This is a genomic window from Aeromicrobium sp. CFBP 8757, from assembly GCF_014841755.1.
In the GTDB taxonomy this organism is placed as follows: domain Bacteria; phylum Actinomycetota; class Actinomycetes; order Propionibacteriales; family Nocardioidaceae; genus Aeromicrobium.
On record NZ_JACYUM010000001.1, the window covers coordinates 801908 to 817072 of the forward strand.

At 71.6% G+C, this 15165-nt stretch carries 16 protein-coding genes; 12 read left to right on the plus strand and 4 right to left on the minus strand.

Annotated features, from left to right (window positions below; genetic code table 11):
* Nucleotides 1–64 precede the first annotated feature (64 nt).
* Nucleotides 65–274: a hypothetical protein gene (locus IFT73_RS03920; RefSeq protein WP_192166460.1), complete on the plus strand. Its 210-nt coding sequence runs from the start codon at nt 65–67 to the stop codon at nt 272–274.
* Between the two features lie 212 nt (nt 275–486).
* A complete protein-coding gene (locus IFT73_RS03925; RefSeq protein WP_192166461.1) occupies nt 487–1074 on the plus strand; it encodes an HhH-GPD-type base excision DNA repair protein in 588 nt (195 codons plus the stop codon).
* On the opposite strand, the gene IFT73_RS03930 is transcribed toward IFT73_RS03925, so the two are convergent.
* Nucleotides 1066–1656 carry a hypothetical protein gene (locus tag IFT73_RS03930; protein ID WP_192166462.1) on the minus strand — a complete coding sequence of 197 codons (591 nt, stop codon included), beginning with the start codon at nt 1654–1656 and terminating at the stop codon, nt 1066–1068. The genes IFT73_RS03925 and IFT73_RS03930 overlap by 9 nt on opposite strands.
* A 35-nt stretch (nt 1657–1691) precedes the next feature.
* Here IFT73_RS03930 and IFT73_RS03935 point away from each other — a divergent pair, with 35 nt between their 5' ends.
* Entirely contained in the window at nt 1692–2360 is a 669-nt protein-coding gene (locus tag IFT73_RS03935) for a hypothetical protein (protein WP_192166463.1), read from the plus strand.
* Nucleotides 2361–2363: 3 nt separating this feature from the next.
* On the opposite strand, the gene IFT73_RS03940 is transcribed toward IFT73_RS03935, so the two are convergent.
* Entirely contained in the window at nt 2364–2588 is a 225-nt protein-coding gene (locus IFT73_RS03940) for an antitoxin (RefSeq protein ID WP_056607879.1), read from the minus strand.
* A 90-nt stretch (nt 2589–2678) separates the two neighbouring features.
* Here IFT73_RS03940 and miaA point away from each other — a divergent pair, with 90 nt between their 5' ends.
* The 6 genes from miaA (at nt 2679) to galE (ending at nt 9677) form a co-directional block, all read left to right on the plus strand.
* Nucleotides 2679–3596: a tRNA (adenosine(37)-N6)-dimethylallyltransferase MiaA gene (miaA, locus tag IFT73_RS03945; RefSeq protein ID WP_192166464.1), complete on the plus strand. Its 918-nt coding sequence runs from the start codon at nt 2679–2681 to the stop codon at nt 3594–3596.
* A 9-nt stretch (nt 3597–3605) separates the two neighbouring features.
* Nucleotides 3606–4439, plus strand: a complete 834-nt coding sequence (gene dapF / locus IFT73_RS03950) for a diaminopimelate epimerase (RefSeq protein ID WP_192166465.1) — start codon at nt 3606–3608, stop codon at nt 4437–4439.
* Complete coding sequence (hflX, locus tag IFT73_RS03955; protein WP_192166466.1) at nt 4436–5848, plus strand: GTPase HflX; 1413 nt, start codon at nt 4436–4438, stop codon at nt 5846–5848. The genes dapF and hflX overlap by 4 nt, the downstream gene beginning before the upstream one ends.
* A 98-nt stretch (nt 5849–5946) precedes the next feature.
* Entirely contained in the window at nt 5947–6687 is a 741-nt protein-coding gene (locus IFT73_RS03960; RefSeq protein ID WP_192166467.1) for a hypothetical protein, read from the plus strand.
* A gap of 140 nt (nt 6688–6827) precedes the next feature.
* Nucleotides 6828–8684: an ATP-dependent DNA helicase gene (locus tag IFT73_RS03965; RefSeq protein ID WP_192166962.1), complete on the plus strand. Its 1857-nt coding sequence runs from the start codon at nt 6828–6830 to the stop codon at nt 8682–8684.
* Nucleotides 8685–8705: 21 nt separating this feature from the next.
* A complete protein-coding gene (gene galE / locus IFT73_RS03970; RefSeq protein ID WP_192166468.1) occupies nt 8706–9677 on the plus strand; it encodes a UDP-glucose 4-epimerase GalE in 972 nt (323 codons plus the stop codon).
* Between the two features lie 77 nt (nt 9678–9754).
* Here the strand turns inward: galE and lexA are convergent, their stop codons facing one another.
* Complete coding sequence (gene lexA / locus IFT73_RS03975; RefSeq protein WP_192166469.1) at nt 9755–10480, minus strand: transcriptional repressor LexA; 726 nt, start codon at nt 10478–10480, stop codon at nt 9755–9757.
* A gap of 83 nt (nt 10481–10563) precedes the next feature.
* On the opposite strand from lexA, the gene IFT73_RS03980 reads away from it, so the two are divergent.
* Nucleotides 10564–11400, plus strand: coding sequence for an SDR family NAD(P)-dependent oxidoreductase (locus IFT73_RS03980; RefSeq protein WP_192166470.1), 837 nt, complete (start codon nt 10564–10566; stop codon nt 11398–11400).
* Between the two features lie 9 nt (nt 11401–11409).
* Here the strand turns inward: IFT73_RS03980 and IFT73_RS03985 are convergent, their stop codons facing one another.
* Nucleotides 11410–12417 carry a YihY/virulence factor BrkB family protein gene (locus tag IFT73_RS03985; protein ID WP_192166471.1) on the minus strand — a complete coding sequence of 336 codons (1008 nt, stop codon included), beginning with the start codon at nt 12415–12417 and terminating at the stop codon, nt 11410–11412.
* A 280-nt stretch (nt 12418–12697) separates the two neighbouring features.
* On the opposite strand from IFT73_RS03985, the gene IFT73_RS03990 reads away from it, so the two are divergent.
* Both IFT73_RS03990 and IFT73_RS03995 read left to right on the plus strand, forming a co-directional pair.
* Nucleotides 12698–13078 carry a LysM domain-containing protein gene (locus IFT73_RS03990; RefSeq protein WP_192166472.1) on the plus strand — a complete coding sequence of 127 codons (381 nt, stop codon included), beginning with the start codon at nt 12698–12700 and terminating at the stop codon, nt 13076–13078.
* 183 nt (nt 13079–13261) lie between these two features.
* Nucleotides 13262–15160: a penicillin-binding transpeptidase domain-containing protein gene (locus IFT73_RS03995; RefSeq protein ID WP_197983486.1), complete on the plus strand. Its 1899-nt coding sequence runs from the start codon at nt 13262–13264 to the stop codon at nt 15158–15160.
* Nucleotides 15161–15165: the final 5 nt, after the last annotated feature.

Genomic DNA, 15165 nt, shown 5'->3' on the forward strand with positions numbered 1-15165 from the left:
CGTGGTGGTTTGACTGGGTTCGCGGGAGCAGCGACTGAGCGCGCTCTGTAGGTAGGGTCGATGCGTGATGCGCGAGGAGACCTGGCGAGCGGCCAGAGCAGGTCAACTGCTCGTCGTTGGTGTGGGTGTCGGTCTGATCTGTTTGGGCATCGTGAACCACCAGTGGGCTTACGCAGGCCTCGGATTGTCGCTCGTCGCCTTCGCCGCTGTTCTCAGGTGGTTGTGGAACAAGGTGCCGACTGCGACTGGCGACGACATTGAACGCATGAGCTGACGTTCACGTCAACGCACCCAGCAGCGGCCGCAGTTCGCCGCGTGCGATGTCGCATTGAAGCCGCAAGGGCAGCACCGTGCGGGCACTCCTATGAAGGCATGGTGCGTGTCTGCACCGGTTCGCGCCGTGGATCCGTGCCGGTCTGCACGATCTGTGTCGAGGGCGGTGCAGGCTCGCACGAGATGCGTCGGGACGGGTGGGACGATGGGGGCATGGCCATTCGGATCGCCCAGGACGCCCACGCCGACCAGGTGCTGACGGACAGCCCGTTCGCCTTGCTGGTCGGCATGATGCTCGACCAACAGTTCCCGATGGAGCGGGCGTTCGCGGGCCCGGCGAAGGTGCTCGAGCGCTTCGGCTCGCTCGACCCGGCGGCCATCGCGGACGCCGATCCCGAGGGGTTCGCCGATCTGTGCGCCACCCCGCCGGCGATCCACCGCTACGGCCGCTCGATGGCCGCGCGGATGCAGGAGCTGGCACGGGTCGTCGTCGACGAGTACGACGGCGACGCGTCCCGCATCTGGTCGGACGCCCGGAGCGGCGAGACCCTGTTCAAGCGGCTCAAGGCGCTGCCGGGCTTCGGCGACCAGAAGGCCAAGATCTTCGCGGCGCTGCTCGCCAAGCAGCTCGACGTCAAGCCACGCGGCTGGACGACCGTGACGGGCGACTACGGGCGCAAGGGCTTCCGGTCGGTCGCCGACGTCGTCGACCCCGAGTCGCTCGCCAAGGTGCGCGAGTTCAAGCAGGCCGCGAAGCAGAAGGCGAAGGCGGCCGGCGAGAAGAAGAAGCCCTCAGCCTGACAGCGCGTCGGCGTCGGGCGAGCCGATCGTGGGCGGCACCTCGCACGCGGCGTCGCCGAGCCACACGCCGGCCATGCGCTCGGTGACGGGGTCGCCGTCGCCGTCCACGGGCACCACCAGCGACGCATTGGGCTCGCGCAGCAGTCGCCGGGCGAGACGCTCGCGGGCGCCGACGAGGCTCTCCCAGTCGTCCAGCCACTGGTCGGACGGACGATCGCGCGCGATCGCCGCGGCGGCCTCGGTCCTGATCGCGTCGACCATGAGCCGGATGGCTCGGTCCTGGTCGCGAATCGTCTCGGACTGCTGCTGGGCGGTGCCGTAGACGGGGAGCATGTCGACGGTCGACGTCATGAGCGAGCACTCGACCGCGATCGTCGTGAGGAGCTCGTCGTCGTCGATGACGCCCGGCAGGTCGCCCGAGCCGAGCCGCGCCACCACGACGACGAGCCCGCCGGCCACGACCAGGCCCGTCAGGGTCGCCAGCACCGCGACCCACACCCAGCGGGCGGACGAGGGTGGCGGAGGGAACTCCCACGTGTTGCGGGCCGGGGGATACGCGGCCCCTCCCGTGGCATCGAGCACGGTGTCATCGTGCCACGCCGGGTAGCGTTCCACCCGTGATCGTCGCCGCTGCCGTCTGCCCGCACCCGCCGCTCCTGGTGCCGGAGATCGCGCCGGGCACCGACGCCGAGCTCGGTGGGCTGCGCGCCGCGTGCCGGGCGGCCGTCGCGGGCCTGGTCGCGTCCGGCGCCGGGCGCATCCTCGTCATCGGTGCGGGCGGCCTGGCCCACGACGTCGACGAGCACGCGGGCGGCTCGCTCGCCGGCTTCGGTGTCGACGTGCGCGCCGGGGGAGACGACCTCGTGCTGCCGCCGAGCCTGACGATCGGGGCCTGGCTGCTCGACGCCGCCGGGTGGTCCGGCCCGCGCACGTACTCGACGGGGGCACCCGACACGTCCGGCGACGTCGCGCTGCTCGTGATGGCAGACGGGTCGAACGGCCGCTCCGAGAAGGCGCCGGGCTTCCTCGACGAGAGGGCCGAGCCGTTCGACGCCGCGATCGCGCGGGCGCTCGCGGACGGCGACCCGGCGGCGCTGGTCGCGCTCGACGCCGATCTCGGTGCCGCTCTCGGCTCGACCGGCGTCCCGGCCCTGCAGAACCTCGGCCACGCGGTCGGTGCGACGACGAAGGGCGCCACCGTCGCAGCACGCGTGCTGTTCGACGGGGCGCCCCTGGGCGTCGGCTACGTCGTGGCCGAGTGGCTGCCGACCGGACGGACGGCGTAGCCGCTACGGCTTCTTGCGGCTCTCGTCGGCGAGCTTGTCGGCCGCGTCCTTGGCCTTGAGCGCGGCGTTGTCGATCTTGTCGTCGTACTTGCCCTTGGTGGCCTTGCTCGCCATGCCGGCGGCCTTCTGGATGCCCTGGTCGATCTGGGAGTTCTTGCTGGCCGCGAGATCGGCGGCCTTCTCCTTGAGCTCAGGAGCCTTCTTCTTCAGGTTGTCGAGGAAACCCATGGCTTCCCTCCTCGCGTGTCGCGTCGGGGTTCGGTCACCGGGGCGTGACCGCCACCGGATTCCCTCCAGCCTACTGGGATGATGGGCGGCATGTCCGTGCGAGAAACCGTCGTGGCCGTCGTCGGTCCCACCGCATCGGGCAAGTCGTCCCTGGCCGTCCGCATCGCCCAGCGGCTCGGTGACGCCGAGGTCGTCAACGTCGACTCGATGCAGCTCTACCGGCACATGGACATCGGCACCGCCAAGCCCACCGCGGCCGAGCGCGCGGTCGTCCCGCACCACCTGTTCGACGTGCTGGACGTCGCCGACACCGCGAGCGTGGCGGAGTTCCAGCAGCAGGCGCGGGCGGTCGTCGGCGACTGCCACGCCCGCGGTGTCGTCCCGGTGCTGGTCGGCGGCTCCGCCCTCTACGTGCGCGCCGTGCTCGACCGGCTCGACTTCCCGGGCACCGACCCCGCCGTGAGGCAGCGCTGGGCCGACGAGCTCGAGCGCCGCGGCAGCCGGGCGATGCACGACGAGCTGGCCCGGCGCGACCCGGTGGCGGCCGCGCAGATCCAGCCGACCAACGACCGGCGCATCGTCCGGGCGCTCGAGGTCGGCGAGCTGACGGGGCGGCCGTTCGTCGCGACGATGCCGCCGCTGGAGTCGATCTACCCCGGTCTGACGATGCTGGGCCTCGACGTGCCCCGCGACGTCCTCGAGGTCCGCCTCGCCGACCGCGTCGACCAGATGTGGGCCGATGGGTTCGTCGACGAGGTCAGGAGCCTGCTCGAGCACGGCATCGAGGACAGCCTGACGGCGTCGCGGGCCCTGGGCTACCAGCAGATCCTGGCGTTCCTGCGCGGTGAGCTCACCGAGGACGAGGCGCGGGCCGACACCGTCACGGGCACCCGCAAGTTCGCCCGGCGGCAGGACCGTCTGTTCCGCAAGGACCCCCGCATCCACTGGCTGCCCCACGACGCCGAGGACCTGCTCGAGCGAGCCATGGCCACCGTCCTGTCGCAGTAGACTGGAGGAATGACCTTCGCATGGCTCAAGGGGCACGGCACCGAGAACGACTTCGTGCTGCTCCCCGACCATGACGGCTCGGTCCACGGCGACCTCGACGGTGGTTTCGTCGCCGCCCTGTGCGACCGGCGTCGCGGCATCGGCGCCGACGGCGTGCTCCGGGTCATCCGCACGTCCGCGCTGAGTGGCATCGAACCCGGCATCGCGTCGGCCGGCGAGTGGTTCATGGACTACCGCAACGCCGACGGCTCGATCAGCGAGATGTGCGGCAACGGCACCCGGGTGTTCGCCCTGCACCTCGTGCAGGAGGGGCTCGCCGATCCGTCCGCCCCGTTCGTGATCGGCACCCGCGACGGCGACAAGACGATGTCGTTCGACGGCGACCAGATCAGCGTCGACATGGGCGTGCCCCAGGTGCGTGACGTCTCGAAGGTCTCGGCGGCCGGAAATACGTGGGAGGCGCAGGACGTTCGTACAGGTAATCCCCACGCCGTGGCCTTCGTCGACCGGCTGGACGACGTCGGCCCGCTGCTGATTGAGCCCGGCTTCGACCAGGTGGTCTACCCCGACGGCGTCAACATCGAGTTCGTCGTCCGCGAGGGCGAGCGGCACGTCGCGATGCGCGTGCACGAGCGCGGTGCGGGGGAGACGCGTTCGTGCGGCACCGGCGCCTGCGCCGTGGCCGTGGCCACCGCGGTGGCCGACCGGGCCGACCGACCCGTCACCTACCGGGTCGACGTCCCGGGCGGCACGCTGCACGTGACCTGGGACGCCGACGACCACATCACCCTGACCGGACCCGCCGAGATCGTCGCGCGGGGCACCATGGATTGGACTGCATGACCGAACCGACGACAGGCCCCACCACCACGAGCCAGCCCCAGGGCACCGAGGGGCTCGACCTCGAGGAACGCCACTCGCTGCGCCGTGTGGTCAACCTGCGCACCGAGCTCGAGGACATCACCGAGGTCGAGTACCGCCAGCTGCGCCTCGAGCGCGTCGTCCTGGTGGGCGTCTGGACCGAGGGCACCGTCGAGGACGCCGAGAACTCGATGGCTGAGCTCAAGCTGCTGGCCGAGACCGCCGGTTCCGAGGTGCTCGACGCCCTGATCCAGCGACGGCAGAAGCCCGATCCGTCGACGTACATCGGCTCGGGCAAGGTCGAGGACCTCCGCGCCACGGTCGAGGCCACGGGCGCCGACACGATCATCTGCGACGGCGCCCTGGCGCCCAGCCAGCTGCGCAACCTCGAGGACAAGTGCAAGGTCAAGGTCGTCGACCGCACGGCCCTGATCCTCGACATCTTCGCGCAGCACGCCAAGAGCAAGGAGGGCAAGGCGCAGGTCGAGCTCGCCCAGCTGCAGTACCAGACCCAGCGCCTGCGCGGCTGGGGCGGCAACCTGTCGCGCCAGGCCGGTGGACAGGCCGCGGGCGGCGAGGGCATCGGTGGACGCGGACCGGGCGAGACCAAGCTCGAGACCGACCGCCGGCGCATCCAGATGAAGATGACCAAGCTGCGTCGCGAGCTCAAGGAGCTCGGCAAGGCCCGCGAGACCAAGAAGGGCAACCGGCAGCGCCACGAGATCCCGTCGGTGTCGATCGCGGGCTACACCAACGCCGGCAAGTCGAGCCTGCTGAACCGGCTCACCGACGCCGGCGTGCTCGTCGAGAACGCGCTGTTCGCGACGCTCGACCCGACCACGCGGCGCACGCAGACGTCTGACGGCCGCGTGTACACGCTGTCCGACACCGTCGGCCTGGTGCGCAACCTGCCGCACCAGCTCGTCGAGGCGTTCCGGTCGACGCTCGAGGAGATCGCCGAGTCCGACCTGATCCTGCACGTCGTCGACGGCTCCGATCCCGACCCGGAGGGCCAGATCGCCGCGGTGCGCCAGGTCATCCTCGAGGCCGGTGCGGCCGAGGTGCCCGAGATCATCGTGATCAACAAGGCCGATGCGGCCGACCCGCTGGTCGTCAAGCAGCTGCTGGTGCGCGAGCCGCACGCCGTCGTCGTCAGCGCCCGCACGGGCGAGGGCATCGACGAGCTGCTCAGCGCGATCGAGGCCGATCTGCCGCAGCCCGCGAGCCACGTCGACGTCCTGCTGCCCTACGCGCGCGGCGACCTGCTCAACCAGATCCACGTGCAGGGCGAGATCGAGTCGCTCGACCACGAGGCCGACGGCACGCACGTCGTCGCGCGGGTCAACGGCGCGCTGGCCAACGAGCTCGAGCCCTTCGCCGTCCAGGTCTGACGGCCGCAGATCTTCTGTCGACACCGACCCATCCACGGACGGGTCGGTGTCGAACCGTGGGCAATCCGTGTTACCCACCTCACAGAAGGTCCATTCCCATGCGTCTTGGCATCAAGGTCACCCCCGCGTTCGTCGTCGCCTCCCTTGCCCTCGTGGTCGTCGCCTCCGGCGGCACGGCCTACGCGGCCACCAAGATCGGCTCCGCCGAGATCCGCGACAACTCCATCCGCGGCGTCGACATCCGCAGCAACGAGGTGCGCAGCTCCGACGTCAAGGACGGCGCGCTGCAGCCGCGCGACTTCGCGCCGGGCACCCTGACGTCGGGCTCCAAGGGCGACAAGGGCGACACGGGCGATGCCGGCGTCGGCCGCTGGCTGCTGGTCGACGCGAGCGGCGCGATCGTCGCCCAGTCGGGCGGCTTCAGCATCGCCTCGGCGTACGACCAGCCCGGCGCGCCGGCCGGTGCGGTCGGCAACGTGTACATCGACGCCAACGAGGACCTCAGCGACAACGGCATCGCCGTGACGGTCGCGCTGCAGAACGCGACCGACCAGAACGCCGACACCATCACGAACGGCCGGAGCCTCAACCCCGACGCCAACCCCGAGTTCTCCGGCGAGATCACGTCGACGATGTGCGGCATCGCGGGCGTCGTGACCTGCGCGCCCACCGGGACCAACGACCGGACGCACCTGGTCGTCAGCCCGCGTCTGAGCGACGGTCAGGTGACGACGTCCACGAACCGCAAGCGGTTCTACGTGACGATCTCGGGCGACTCGACCGACCTGACGTCCGACATCCCCGCGGTGGCGCTGCCGGCGAACGCCCCGCAGGGCTGATGCCCTCGCCCGTCCCTTGTGGACGGGCCGCTCCCGTCGAAGGCACCCCCGGATAACCTTCGGGGGTGCCTTCGATCCGTGACGTCCTCCACGCCGCGGTCGAGGCGGTCGGCGGTGACGACCGCCCCGGCCAGATCGAGATGGCCGAGGCCGTCGAGCACGCACTCGACTCCGGCGAGCACCTGCTGGTGCAGGCCGGCACCGGTACCGGCAAGTCGCTCGGCTACCTCGTGCCGAGCCTGCTGCACGGCAAGCGCGTCGTCGTCGCGACGGCCACGCTCAACCTGCAGCACCAGCTCGTCGAGCGCGACATCCCCGCGCTGAAGGACGCCGCCCGCAAGACCCTCGAGAAGGTCCCGCACCACGCGGTCGTCAAGGGGCGCGGCAACTACGCGTGCCTGCACCGTGTCCGCGAGGGCGCCCCCGACGACCAGGGCACGCTCGTCGAGATCCCCGACGGCTCGCTGGGCGCTGAGGTGCTCGAGCTGCGCGAGTGGGCCGAGGAGCAGGCGAAGGGCGGTCACACCGGCGACCGCGACTCCGCTCCGTCCCACAACGACCGCGCCTGGCGCCAGGTCAGCGTCAACCACCGCGAGTGCCTGGGTGCGTCCCGCTGCGCGCACGCGCTCGAGTGCTTCGCCGAGCTGGCCCGCGAGGACGCCCAGACGGCACAGGTCATCGTCACGAACCACGCGCTGCTGGCGATCGACGCGATCGACGGGGTGCCGATGCTGCCCGAGTACGACGCGGTCGTGGTCGACGAGGCGCACGAGCTCGCGGCGCGCGTGACGCAGGCGTCGACCGACGAGCTCGACCCCGTCATCGTCGAGCGGGCCGCCCGTCGGGCCCGGGCGCGCATCAGCTCGGGCGAGGGCGACGACCTCACCGACGCCTCCGACGCGCTGGCCGACATCCTGGCCCGCACCGAGGCCGGCCGCATCGACGAGCTGCCGCAACCGCTGCACGCCGTCCTGTCGCTGGTCCGCGACAGTGCCCGGTCGTGCCTGTCGGCCTTCCCCAAGGAAGACAAGAGCGAGCCCGACGCAGCGTTGCAGCAGGCCCGCGGCATGGTCGACGACGTCCGCAAGATCGCCGAGCGCATGGCCGCCAAGATCGAGACCGACGTGCTCTGGACGAGCGACAACCGCGGCAACAAGCAGCTGCACATCGCGCCGATCGACGTGTCGGGGGCGCTGCGCGACAAGCTCTTCGCCGACAAGACCGTCGTCCTGACCAGCGCGACCCTCAAGCTCGGTGGCGGCTTCGAGCCCGTTGCCCGCTCGCTGGGCCTGTGGGGCGACGACCCGCCGTGGACGTCCCTCGACGTCGGCTCGCCGTTCGACTACGGCAAGCAGGGCATGCTCTACGTCGCCAGGCACCTGCCCGCGCCGGGCCGTGACGGTCTCGAGGAGGCGCAGCTCGCCGAGATCACCGATCTGATCGAGGCGGCCGGCGGACGCACGCTGGGCCTGTTCTCGTCGCGCCGCGGTGCCGAGAAGGCCGCCGAGGAGGTGCGGGAGCGTCTGCCCGACCTCGACATCTGGTGCCAGGGTGACGCGCAGCTGCCCGAGCTGGCCCGCCGGTTCGCCGAGTCGCCCAGCAGCTGCCTGTTCGGCACGCTGAGCCTGTGGCAGGGCGTCGACCTGCCGGGCGACACGTGCCAGCTCGTCATCATCGACCGCATCCCCTTCCCGCGGCCCGACGACCCCCTCATGAGTGCCCGTCAGCGTCTCGTCGAGAAGCGCGGCGGCAACGGGTTCATGGCGGTCGCCGCCCAGCACGCCGCGCTGCTGCTGGCGCAGGGCACGGGGCGGCTGATCCGTCGCACGACCGACCGCGGCGTCGTCGCGATCCTCGACCCTCGCGTCGTGACGGCACGCTACGGCTCGTTCCTGACCGCGTCGATGCCCGACATGTGGCGCACGACCGATCGCGCGACGGCGCTGTCGGCGCTGCGGCGGCTCGACGAGTCCGCCCGCGGGCGCAGCGGCTCGTGACGGTCTGACAGGCTGGGACGCATGAGTGTCCTCGTCACCGGCGGAGCCGGCTACATCGGTTCGCACGTCGTCCGCGCCTTCGTGCAGGCGGGGCTCGAGTGCGTCGTGGTCGACGACCTGTCGAGCGGGCACCGGGCGTTCGTCCCGTCCGACGTGACGTTCGTCGACGCGACGATCCTCGACGCCGAGGTCGTCGCCAAGGCGATGGTCGAGCACGAAGTCCAGGCCGTCGTGCACCTCGCCGGCTTCAAGTACGCCGGTGTCTCGGTGCAGCGTCCGCTCCACACGTACGAGCAGAACGTGCAGGGCACCGTTGCGCTGCTGCAGGCGATGGGCGAGGCGGGCGTCGACAAGATCGTCTTCTCGTCGAGTGCCGCGGTCTACGGCACGCCCGACGTCGACCTCGTCACCGAGCAGACCCCCACGTCGCCGGAGTCGCCGTACGGCGAGACCAAGCTGATCGGCGAGTGGCTGCTGCGTGACGCCGCGCGGGCGTTCGGCGTGCACCACACGTCGCTGCGCTACTTCAACGTCGTCGGGTCGGCCGTCCCCGAGCTGTACGACACGAGCCCGCACAACCTGTTCCCGCTGGTCATCGAGGCGTTGCTCGAGGGGCGCACACCTCGCGTCAACGGCGCCGACTACCCGACGGCCGACGGCACGTGCGAGCGCGACTACATCCACGTCGCCGATCTCGCCGACGCGCACGTCGTCGCGGCGCGCACGCTGCTCGACGGCGGCACGCTCGAGCCGGTCTACAACCTCGGCAGCGGCGACGGCGTCTCGGTGCGCCAGATCATGACGGCCGTGGCCGAGGCGACGGGCATCGCCTTCGAGCCCGAGGTGGGCGAGCGGCGCGCGGGCGACCCGGCCCGCATCGTCGCCTCGGGCGAGCTCGCCGCCCGCGACCTCGGCTGGACCATGCGCCACTCGATCGACGACATGGTGCGCAGCGCCTGGCAGGCGCGTAGGTCGAACGAACGCAGCGAGTGACGTCGTAGCGCTCGTGGACGACCTGTACGCCCCACCGTCCGTCGGCTAGGGACGGACGGTGAGGCGGTCCGACGGGCTCAGACGCGGCGGATGACCGCCGTGACCTTGCCCAGGATCGTGGCGTGGGTGCCGTCGATGGGGGAGTAGTCGTCATTGTGCGGGAGCAGCCACACCTGACCGTTCTTGCGCTGGAACGTCTTGACCGTGGCCTCGCCGTCGAGCATCGCGGCGACGATCTCGCCGTTCTCGGCATCGGGCTGCTGGCGGATGACGACGTAGTCACCGCTGCAGATCGCGGCGTCGATCATCGAGTCGCCGGAGACCTCGAGCATGAACAACGTGCCGTCGCCGACCAGCGACTTGGGCATCGGGAAGATCTCCTCGACGCGCTGCTCGGCCAGGATCGGCCCGCCCGCGGCGATGCGGCCCACCATCGGGATGTTGACGGCCGACGGTGCCGCGTCGTTGATGCCGGTCTCGTCGAAGCCCTCGGCCTCGGGCGCCGCGCTCATCGAGCGCCGGGCCGCCATGACGTCGGGCAGGAAGATCTCGAGCGCGCGGGGACGGTTGGGATCGCGCTTGACGTAGCCCAGCGCCTCGAGCGCGCGCAGCTGGTGCGCGACCGACGACGTGCTCGTCAGACCGACCGCCGCGCCGATCTCGCGCATGCTGGGCGGGTAGCCGCGCTTCTCGATCTCGTCGCGCAGGAACTCCAGCACCTTGCGCTGCCGGGCGGTCAGCCCGGAGGAGTCGGCGGGTCCGTCGGGGAGCTCGGTGACGTCGGCGGTGCGCTCATCGGTCATGGGCTGACAGTAGCCCGGACGAGGGGGTCAGTTCAAACATATGTTCGATGGCGTGTCGCGGGCGTGTCGCCTACCGTGACGCGGTGCCCCAGACGCTCGTGAGCCCCGACCAGCCCCTTTCCGCCGTCGTGACGGGAGCCGCCCGCGGCATCGGCCGCGCGATCGCCGCCGAGCTCGTGGGCCGCGGGTACCTCGTCGTCGTGACCGACCTGGACGCGTCCGCCGCCGCGGCGACTGTCGCCGAGATCGGTGCCCACTCGGGCGCGGCCCTCGACGTGACCGATCCGGCGGCGAACCGCGCCGTGGCGGCCCGGGCGCGCGAGATCGCACCGCTGGGCGCGTGGGTGTGCAACGCGGGCGTCGCCTTCGACGGAGACCTGGGCGACCTCACGGACGGGCAGGTGCGTCTCAGCGTCGAGGTCAACGTGCTCGGGGTGGCGTGGGGAGCGCGGGCGGCCACCGACGCCTTCCGCGAGCAGGCGGCGATCGGTGTGACCGGCGGCGAGATCGGCATCGTCGCGTCGTTGAGCGCCCACGCACCCGTGCCGAACCTGAGCGTCTACGCCGCGACGAAGGCCGCCGTGCTGTCGCTGGCCACCTCGATCGCGTCCGAGCTGAGGCGCGACGGCATCCGCGTGCACGCGGTGTGCCCCGACGGCGTGTCGACCGCGATGCTCGAGGGCTTCGACGCGAGCGGCAGCACCCGCGAGATCCTGGCGGCAGGCGTGCTGCTGACCCCCGAGACGGTCGCGCGCGAGCTCGTCGCGATGTTCGGGACCGGCCGCGTGTACCGGACCCTGCCGGTGTGGCGCGGTGTGGTGGCCCGCTCGGCGTCGCTGGCCCCGACGCTCGCGATGCGGGTCGACCCCCTCATGCGCCGCCTGGGCGCCCGCCGGCTCCGCCGGGCCGGGCTGCGCTGACGCGCCCGGTCAGCGCCGGGCGGTCTTCTTCGCGAACGGGTTGCGCAGGCGCTTGAAGACGGGTGTCGGGCGGTCGTCGCGCGCCTGCTCCTCGAGGTCCTCGTCGTCGGCGGCGGCGTCGACGACCTCGACGTGCACCTCGTCGCCGTCGGCCTCGGCGCCCCGCAGGTCGGCGATCTCGGCGTCCTCCGCGACGGTGTCGGCCGTGACGATCTGCTCGCGGACCGCCTCGACCGTCGCGCCGAACAGGATCGCGTACATGCCGATCCAGAGCCACAGCAGCAGCACCACGACGCCCGCGAGGGCGCCGTACGTTTTGCCGTAGCTGCCGAAGTTGTCGACGTAGGTCGAGAACCCGACCGAGACCACGAGCCACAGCCCGCTCGCGACCAGCACGCCCTTGGTCAGCAGGTGAGGGGCCTCCGAGCGGTCGGGCGCGACGCGGAACAGCACGCCCATCGCGACGACCAGGGCTCCCAGCAGGACGACCCAGCGGCCGAGCTCGAGCAGGACGCGGGTGCCCGGCACGATGTCGATCGCGTCGAAGACGGCGGGTGCGGCCGCGACCAGGCCGACCACGACGATCAGGAACACGAGCGCGCCGGCGGTCAGCGCCAGGGCGACGAGCTTCTTCTGGAGGAAGTTGCGCTGGTCGCGGATGCCGTACATCGCGTTGATCGCCGTGACCAGGTTGCCGACGCCGCCTGACGCGCTGTAGACCGCCAGCGTCACCGCGAGCAGCAGGCCGACGCCGAGGGAGCCGTTGTCGGTCGACACCAATGAGTCGAGCTGGCCCGTCACCAGCGAGGCGGCATCGGCGGGCAGGGCGTCGGCGAGCTCGGCCGACTGGCGCTGGACGGTCTCGGGCGAGGCGACGAGGCCGTAGGTGAGCACGCCGGCGATCAGGGCGGGGAACAGTGACAGGAAGGTGTAGAACGCGACACCCGCTGCCAGGAGGGGCGCTTGCTGGGCCGACGCCTGCTTCCAGGCCGTGACGATCATGCGGGGGGCGGGCATGGCACGACGGTAGTGCGCGCGGGCGACAGGTGCCTCCTCGGTGGCTGCGCGCCGGTGACGTGGAACACGTGTTCGAATTCTTTTGCTTGAAATTGCAGGGATTTCGGTGTGGTTCTCGAAATTCTGTTCGAGTGATGCTTCCTTTTGTCCGACCCGGCCCCTATCGTCGTACATGTGTTCGATCGAACGCCTGTTCGCACCATCGAATGACATCGAGAACGGCGATCGGTCGGCACACCACACGTCACGCACCCGTCTCACTTCCCCCATGGAGGCACTCATGAGCACCATCACCTTCGGCCAGGCCCCGCAGCTCGTCCGCGCACCGCGCGTCGCCAGCGCCCCCAGCGCCCCCAGCGCCGCCGTGCGGCTGACCCGCCGCGGCAAGATCGCGGTCCTGACCCTCGCGATCGTCGCGATCGGCATCCTGGCCGTCGTGCTCGGCCCCTCGTCCACCGCGACCGACCAGGTCGGCACGCCCGAGCAGACCACGACGGTGGCGGTCATGCCCGGGCACACGCTGTGGCAGATCGCCGCGGCGGCCAACCCCGACGGCGACATCCGGGCGACGGTCGACGACATCATCGAGCTCAACTCGCTCCCCAGCGCCTCCGCCCTGCAGATGGGGTCGGAGATCGCGGTGCCGGTCTACGACAAGTAGCCGCTCCGCCGCATCGAGAGATGCACACGACGCGACCCGGTGAGGCCACAAGGGAAGGTGGCCCCGCCGGGTCTCGTCGCGTCCGGCGAGGCTCGTTGACCGCAGTCGGTGCACCTGTTTGACTGCACGCGCGCCCGGCCGATCATCTGGGGCGAGAACCTGACACCAACGGGGAGGTACCAGGTGAGGCTCATCGAGGTTCCAGGTCGCCGCGCCGCAGCCGGCGTCGCTGCCGTGGCCTGCGTCGCGGGTCTGCTGGCGGCGTGCACGTCGGGGGGTCCCGATCCTCGCGACACCGCCGAGGCGCTGGCGAAGGGGCTCAGCCGTTCCGACGTCTCGAAGGTCCCGCTGACGGCGGGTGGCCCGACCTCGCAGGCCGATCTCGAGCGCATCGTCGCGAGCATGGACGGCGCGCCGGCCAAGGTCACGGTCGACGACGTCTCCGAGGACGACGACACCGCCACCGCGACGCTGAAGACGACGTGGGACCTGCAGGGCAGACCGTGGAGCTACACGACGACGGCGACGCTGTCGCTGGTCGACGAGGCGTGGAAGGTCGAGTGGAAGCCGTCGATCGTCGCCCCCGACCTGACGGTCGACGACCGCCTGCGCGTCCGCACGACCGCCGCCGACCGCGGCGACATCCTCGGCGCCGGCGACCAGCCGCTCGTGACCGAACGTGCCGTCCTGCGGATCGGTCTCGACAAGACCAAGGTCGACGCGGCGCAGGTCGACGCCTCCGCCCGCGCGCTGGCAGCTCTCGTCGACATCGACGCCGGCGAGTACGCGACGCGTGCGGCCGCGGCCGGGGCGCAAGCGTTCGTCCCCGCCCTGGTGGTGCGTGCCGACGCGACCGATGCGCCGCGCCAGCAGGACGTCGACGCGATCGCCGGTGCCGTCGCGATCGACGACACCCTGCCGCTCGCACCGACCCGCAGCTTCGGGCAGCCGATGCTCGGCGCCGTGGGCGAGGCGACCGCCGAGATCGTCGAGAAGTCCCAGGGCGCGGTGCAGGCCGGCGACACCGTCGGGCTGTCCGGGCTGGCGCTGCGCTACGACCGGCAGCTGCGAGGCACCCCGGGCGTACGGGTCGAGTCGGTCTCGTCGGTCGAGGGCACCGAGCCCGTCGAGCTCTTCTCGGGCGAGGCCGTGGCCGGCAAGCCGCTGCGCACGACGATCGACATCGGGCTGCAGGGCGAGGCCGACGCGATCCTATCGGACGTCGGCCCGGCCAGCGCGATCGTGGCGGTGCGTCCCTCGACGGGCGAGATCGTCGCGCTCTCGAGCGGCCCGGGCGGCGACGGCGCCGACACGGCTGCCGGTGGACGGTTCCCGCCCGGGTCGACGTTCAAGCTCGTGACGGCACTGGCCCTGCTGCGCTCGGGGCTCACGCCGTCGACCGAGGTGCCGTGCACCGAGTCGATCACGGTCGACGGTCGGCGGTTCACCAACTACTCCGACTACCCGAGCAGTGCGGTCGGCGACATCGCGCTGCGCACGGCGATCGCCAACTCGTGCAACACCGCGATGATCGCCGAGCGCGACAAGGCGCCGCAGGCCGATCTGGCCGGTGCCGCCGCGGCGCTCGGCCTCGGCCCCGACGTCGATCTGGGCTATCCCGCCTTCCTCGGCTCGGTGCCCGACACGGCCGAGGGCACCGAGCGGGCGGCGTCGATGATCGGTCAGGGACGCATCGAGGCCTCGCCGCTCGCGATGGCCACCGTCGCGGCGTCCATCGCGAAGGGTGAGCGGGTCACGCCGACCCTGCTGGCCGACACGCCCTCCAAGCCCGCGTCGGCGGCGTCGGCGCCGCTGACGTCGTCCGAGGCGGCCCAGCTGCAGGAGCTGTTCCGCGGCGTCGTCACAGACGGCAGCGGGCGCTTCCTGGCCGATGTGCCCGGAGGCCCCGTGTCGGCCAAGACCGGCACCGCCGAGTACGGCGACGACACGCCCCCGCGCACCCACGCCTGGATGATCGCGACGCAGGGCGACCTCGCCGTGGCGGTGTTCGTCGCCGACGGCGAGTCGGGCTCGCAGACCGCCGGGCCGCTGCTGGAGGAGTTCCTGCGGAGCGCCTCGTGACGGTC